Source organism: Aeromonas sp. PrichA-15, from assembly GCF_017939245.1.
Taxonomy (GTDB): domain Bacteria; phylum Pseudomonadota; class Gammaproteobacteria; order Enterobacterales; family Aeromonadaceae; genus Aeromonas; species Aeromonas caviae.
Genome location: NZ_JAGKRH010000218.1, coordinates 1 through 6,007 on the forward strand (window position 1 = coordinate 1; position 6,007 = coordinate 6,007).

Genomic DNA, 6,007 nt, shown 5'->3' on the forward strand with positions numbered 1-6,007 from the left:
CGAAGAGCTTTACCATCAACCGCTAGTTGGCCAACCAGCTTATCATCGCCCATGATGTCGCCGATCCACGCTTGAAAAATGGATTTCAGACTGGCGGGAGGCAGAGTGGCAAAAATGCGGTTGAATGTGTCGTGTGATGGAATGCCGCCAGGCAAGCTCAACCAGCGCCGGAACCATGGCTCTCGCTCTTGAGCAAACAAGGTAATCTCGCTCCAAGTATCAAAACCGCACATCATGGCGCAGATGGCCATGAAAACAACCTCTGACAAGATATGCGAGCACTTGGCCTGATTGCGTGGGTCTGGAATTGATTCAAGGTAGTCGAGCAAAGACTTCTGGGCCATAAAAATAAACAGTTAGTTAAGATCTCGACTATTTACAGCTTGGCAACGCAAGGTACAATTAAAATCGTACTTGGCGCCGCTCAACTGATCGATACTTGATCAACTAGCGCAAAGAATGATCATGCGTCGGCCCTGATAAAAAGGCGACCCTGAGGTCGCCTTGATGAAATGGGTCGGTTGAACCTTAGAGCTGCTCGATGCCGACGATATGCCAGGGGGCATTGTCCTTGGCGAGATCACGCTCGAGGTGCCACACCTCCTTGATATCCTCCTCGACCTGCTCCTGACGGTCCATGTAGCGGCCGCTGAAGCGCACGCTCACCTGTGCCCAGTCGCTGCCGTAGTCGGCGCGTACCAGCTGGGTGTCCACGTACATCACCTCGGTGTGCTGCTCACCGGAGAGCTCGGCGCGTTCGACCTTGAGGTGCTCGAACAGCTCGGGGCTCACGTACTCGCGGATCTTCTCCAGGTCGTTCTTGTTCCAGGCCTCTTGCAGGGTGCGGTAGTGATCGCGGGCACCGGCCAGGAAGCCGTTCATGTCAAAGCCCGGGGGCAGACGGAAGGGCACGTCGCTGTCGGCAAAACCGGTGGCCTGCGGGGCGCTGTGGCTCTGCTCGAACTGCTGGGGGGCCGCGCTCTGGGGCGGTTGATAGCCCGCATAGGCCGTCTGTGGCTGGGTCGCTGCCGCCTTGTTCCTGCGCAGGGCTCGGAACAGGAAGACACCGCCCAGTGCCAGCAGGGCGATCAGCAGGAAGTCCATCCCTTGCAGACCTTCGAAGGCGCCGCTGCCCAGCAGGTAGGCGAACAGGCCGCCGGCCAGCAGACCACCCAGCAGGCCGCCCATCATGCCGCCTTTCTTGGGTGCCTGGGCGCCCACGGTCGGGTTCTTGGTGTCGACCGGCTTGGCTGCTGGTTGGGCCGGAGCCGTCTTGTAGCTCTTGCCAAAGGATTTGCCGCCACCAAGTTTCTTGGCCTCGGCGATGGGTGCCCCAAGGCCAATGGCCAGGATCAGGGCAAACAGGGTCAGCATCTTTTTCATTTTGACTCTTTCACTCTCATGTAGGTGGGGGCATGCTCTGCTTGTGCAAGCTCAGCGAGGCGCATGGCAGGCTGCCAGTCCCTTTTTGTGTTGCAGCTTGCGGGTATGATTATCACGGATGGCATGAATTATTCATGAACAGATTGAGTCGTCCGACAGGGGAGGCGCCCATGAAACAAAGACGGCCGAGTCGCTCGGTGCGCAGGCTGCGCAACAAACAAAGAGCAAGAACGAAAGATCAGACCCTGGTCTGGCCCTTTCTCGTACTGTGAGGCAGGTCTGCGGCGCAGAAGTGGATGGCGCTGACGAGGCCTGGGTCCCGTCTTGTCGCCGGATGCGATGACGGGACGTATTAGCACTCGCGATGGCGGGGTTTCTTTTGTAAAATTCCCGTCCCCTTCCCGCTGCGGTTTTTATGTGTATGGCAGAGCAAGTGACGGCGAAAAAAGACGCCAAGACACAACAGCTGAAAGTACCTCCCCACTCTTTTGAGGCCGAACAGTCCGTACTGGGCGGCCTGATGCTGGACAACGAGGCCTGGGATCGGGTCGCCGAACGGGTGATCGACAAAGATTTCTACAGCCGCCCGCACCGCCTGATCTTCCAGGCCATGACCCGCCTCTCCAACGCGGGCAACCCCATCGACCTCATCACTCTGCAGGAGGAGCTCGAGCGCTCCGAGCAACTGGAGGAGGCCGGTGGCTTCGCCTATCTGGTGGAGATCGCCAAGAACACCCCGAGTGCCGCCAACATCAGTGCCTACGCCGAGATCGTGCGTGAGCGGGCGGTGGTGCGGGAGATGATCTCGGTCGCCAACGAGATAGTCGAAGCGGGCTACGAGCCCCAGGGCCGTACCTCCAACGATCTGCTGGACTTGGCCGAGAGCAAGGTATTCCAGATCGCCGAGCAGCGCACCAGCGCCAACGAGGGCCCCCAGCCCCTGAAGCTCATCCTCGAGCAGACCGTCGACAAGATTGAAGAGCTGTTCAAGACCCCCCACAACGGGGTGACCGGCGTGTCGTCAGGCTACAACGATCTGGACAAGATGACCGCCGGCCTGCAGCGCTCGGATCTGGTCATCGTCGCCGCCCGTCCCTCCATGGGCAAGACCACCTTTGCCATGAACCTGTGCGAGCACGCGGCCCTCACCGCCGACAAGCCGGTGCTGATCTTCTCCCTCGAGATGCCCTCCGAGCAGATCATCATGCGTATGCTCGCCTCGGTGGGGCGCATCGACCAGACCAAGGTGCGGACCGGCCAGCTCGACGACGAGGATTGGGCGCGGCTCTCCTCCACCATGGGGCTGCTGCTGGAGAAGGGGAAGATGTACATCGACGACTCCTCCGGCCTGACCCCGACCGAAGTGCGCTCCCGTGCCCGTCGGGTGGCGCGGGACAACGGCGGCATCAGCATGATCATGGTGGACTACCTGCAGCTGATGCGGGTGCCGGCGCTGTCTGACAACCGTACTCTGGAAATCGGTGAAATCTCCCGCTCCCTCAAGGCGCTGGCGAAAGAGCTGCAGTGCCCCGTGGTGGCGCTCTCCCAGCTGAACCGAAGCCTGGAACAGCGTGCCGACAAGCGCCCGGTCAACTCGGATCTGCGGGAATCCGGCTCCATCGAGCAGGATGCGGACTTGATCATGTTCATCTACCGCGACGAGGTCTATCACGACGACAGCCCCGACAAGGGGATCGCCGAGATCATCATCGGCAAGCAGCGTAACGGCCCCATAGGACGAGTGCGGCTCACCTTCCAGGGTCAGTTCTCGCGTTTTGACAACTACGCGGGACCGGCGTTTGACGATGACTACTAAGTCGGGAGCCTGCTCCCGGCATCCATAAACAGTTTTCCCGGTTCGACAATTCTGCCGGTCCGGCCTTAGACGATGAGATTTGAGGGCTGACACCACCCGGTGCCTGATTATCATGCCCTCGTAAGGGAAAACAGATGAAAGCGGCTATCGCCCAGATCAATACAGCGGCCCTGCGCCACAACCTCGCCGTGGTGAAACGCCACGCCCCTCAATGCAAGATCATTGCCGTGGTCAAGGCCAACGCCTATGGCCACGGCCTGCTGCCGGTCGCCCGTACTCTGGTGGATGCGGACGCCTACGCAGTGGCCCGCATCGAAGAGGCGCTGATGCTGCGCTCCTGTGCCGTGGTCAAGCCCATCGTGCTGCTGGAGGGCTTCTTCAGCGCCGCCGATCTGCCGGTGCTGGCGGCCAACAACCTGCAGACCGCGGTGCACACCTGGGAGCAGCTCGAGGCGCTGGAGCAGGCCGAGCTGCCAGCCCCCGTGGTGGCCTGGCTCAAGCTCGATACCGGCATGCACCGCCTCGGGGTACGGGCCGAGGAGATGCCGGTCTTTATCGAGCGCCTCGGCAAGTGCAAGAACGTGGTGCAGCCGTTCAACGTCATGACCCACTTCAGCCGCTCCGATGAGCTGGAACAGCCCACCACCCGCGAACAGATCGACCTGTTCAGCCAGCTGACTGCGCCGCTGTTGGGCGAGCGCGCCATGGCCAACTCGGCAGGCATCCTGGCCTGGCCGGATTCCCACTGCGATTGGATCCGCCCCGGCGTCATCCTCTACGGCGTCTCGCCGTTCCCCAATACGGTGGCGGCGGATTACGACCTGCAGCCGGTGATGACCCTCAAGACCCAGCTCATCGCGGTGCGCGATCACAAGGCGGGCGAGCCGGTAGGTTATGGCGCCAACTGGGTGTCGGATCGCGATACCCGGCTCGGGGTGATTGCCATCGGCTATGGCGACGGTTATCCGCGCATGGCCCCCAACGGCACGCCAGTGCTGGTCAATGGCCGCATCGTGCCCTTGGTGGGGCGCGTCTCCATGGACATGACCACGGTGGATCTCGGTCCCGGCGCCACCGACAAGGCCGGTGACGAGGCGGTGCTCTGGGGGGAAGGGCTGCCGGTAGAGCGGGTGGCCGACCAGATCGGCACCATTCCCTATGAGCTCATCACCAAGCTCACCTCCCGCGTTTTTATGGAGTATGTGTAGGCGAGTCGCCCCTCATCCCCAACCCTTCTCCCGCAAGGGGGGAAGGGAGAATAAAAAGGCCGCCCCGACAGGGGCGGCCTTTTTCAGGTTCATCGCGGCTTTCCGGGGAAGGCCGCCTTGATTTTCAGAAAAAAGTATTCTGAGTCCCTAAATCCATATGCCATGCGCTTTATCACTTTGATCTTGTTGTTCACCCCTTCCAGCACACTCGTGTGCATCGGGTAGTTTGCACTCGCCAGGATCCCCCGCATATATTTCGATAAATTTCGACCAAATCGTTGCAGCGGCGCTAAATAACCGTTCCGAAATGTAGATCACTTATCCGGGAAAGAAGGGAACTCGGCGTCGTTTGTGCGATCTGATTAATCGCCAAACCAATCAAACGACAAACGAGCCGAGCCCGAAATGATACTAACACTCCCCGACCATGATGAGCGACGCCGGATCATCAACAAGATGCACCGGACCAAAGATAAAGATCTCTGCCGGAGGCTCAACGCCATCTTGCTCCTTGCTGACGGGCACAGTGTCTCGGCTGTTTCTCGGCTCACAGCCGCCGCCCGGTCATCGATCAATCGCTGGGTGAACTGGTACACCTTGTACGGTCTGGAGGGGCTTGAAAGCGAGCCTCGGGGGCGCAAGCCGGTGCTGCCATTTGCTCACATCTCGGGTCTATTACAGCTGTTGATCCAGTTGTCTCCACAGGAGCTCGGATATCAGCGCTCGCGTTGGAGTACCGAACTGATGGCGCTTGAACTCAAACGGAGTTGGCGCCTGACATTGCATGCTTCAACAATACGGCGATGGCTGCCCAGGCTAGGGATTGTCTGGCGCCGGGCCGCGCCCACTTTGCACATCCGCGATCCCCATAAAGAGCGGAAAATGGCCGCTATCAATGAGGCCTTGGGACGCTGCAGTGCGGACCATCCCGTGTTCTATGAAGATGAGGTGGATATCCACCTAAATCCCAAGCTGGGGGCGGACTGGATGATGCGAGGGAAGCAGAAGAAAGTGGCAACTCCGGGCCAGAATCGCAAACATTACCTCGCTGGCGCCCTGCATGCCGGAACAGGTAACGTGACCTATGTGGCGAGCGATAGCAAAGACACGGACTTGTTCTTGTCACTGCTCCAAACACTAAAGCGGACTTATCGGCGCGCCAAGAGCATCACGCTGATCCTGGATAACTACATCATCCACAAGAGCAAAAAAGCACAGCGATGGCTGGCAAAAAATCCGAAGTTCATCGTGCTTTTTCAGCCGGTGTATTCGCCATGGGTGAACCAGATTGAGCGGCTGTGGCATGCCCTCCATGAAACGATCACCCGGAACCACCAATGCCGCACATTGGGTGAGTTATTACGTCGCGTGTTCTACTTCCTGGATCATGCCGCCCCGTTCCCCGGTAATGGACATGGGCTTATGCAACTGGAGCGAAATTAGGATCAGCTATTTAGCCCGCTTTCCTTCACCTGCCGCATCCAGCTCCGCCATCGTCGCCATCCTTCCCACACGCTCGGCGCATACCAGATGCCCTTCAACCCCTCTTTCAGCACGTACACCATCGCCAGCGGTTGATTCGCCGCCAACAGCTCCTGCA

At 59.6% G+C, this 6,007-nt stretch carries 5 protein-coding genes and 2 pseudogenes; 3 read left to right on the forward strand and 4 right to left on the reverse strand.

Features of this window, described 5'->3' with window-relative positions; translation table 11 throughout:
• On the reverse strand, positions 1-344 hold a 344-nt coding region (locus J9889_RS19610; RefSeq protein WP_210557791.1), incomplete at its 3' end, for an ISAs1 family transposase.
• A gap of 184 nt (positions 345-528) precedes the next feature.
• Entirely contained in the window at positions 529-1,383 is an 855-nt protein-coding gene (locus tag J9889_RS19615; protein ID WP_210557793.1) for a Tim44-like domain-containing protein, read from the reverse strand.
• Between the two features lie 421 nt (positions 1,384-1,804).
• Here J9889_RS19615 and dnaB point away from each other — a divergent pair, with 421 nt between their 5' ends.
• Positions 1,805-3,199, forward strand: coding sequence for a replicative DNA helicase (gene dnaB, locus J9889_RS19620; RefSeq protein WP_039040054.1), 1,395 nt, complete (start codon positions 1,805-1,807; stop codon positions 3,197-3,199).
• A gap of 134 nt (positions 3,200-3,333) precedes the next feature.
• Entirely contained in the window at positions 3,334-4,407 is a 1,074-nt protein-coding gene (gene alr, locus J9889_RS19625) for an alanine racemase (RefSeq protein WP_210557796.1), read from the forward strand.
• An 89-nt stretch (positions 4,408-4,496) separates the two neighbouring features.
• On the opposite strand, the pseudogene J9889_RS19630 reads toward alr, so the two are convergent.
• A pseudogene (locus J9889_RS19630) lies at positions 4,497-4,700 on the reverse strand (transposase); the annotation flags it as partial.
• A gap of 112 nt (positions 4,701-4,812) precedes the next feature.
• Here J9889_RS19630 and J9889_RS19635 point away from each other — a divergent pair.
• Positions 4,813-5,850, forward strand: coding sequence for an IS630-like element ISAeme16 family transposase (locus tag J9889_RS19635; protein WP_041206064.1), 1,038 nt, complete (start codon positions 4,813-4,815; stop codon positions 5,848-5,850).
• A gap of 11 nt (positions 5,851-5,861) precedes the next feature.
• Here the strand turns inward: J9889_RS19635 and J9889_RS19640 are convergent.
• Positions 5,862-6,007, reverse strand: a pseudogene (locus J9889_RS19640) (transposase); the annotation flags it as partial.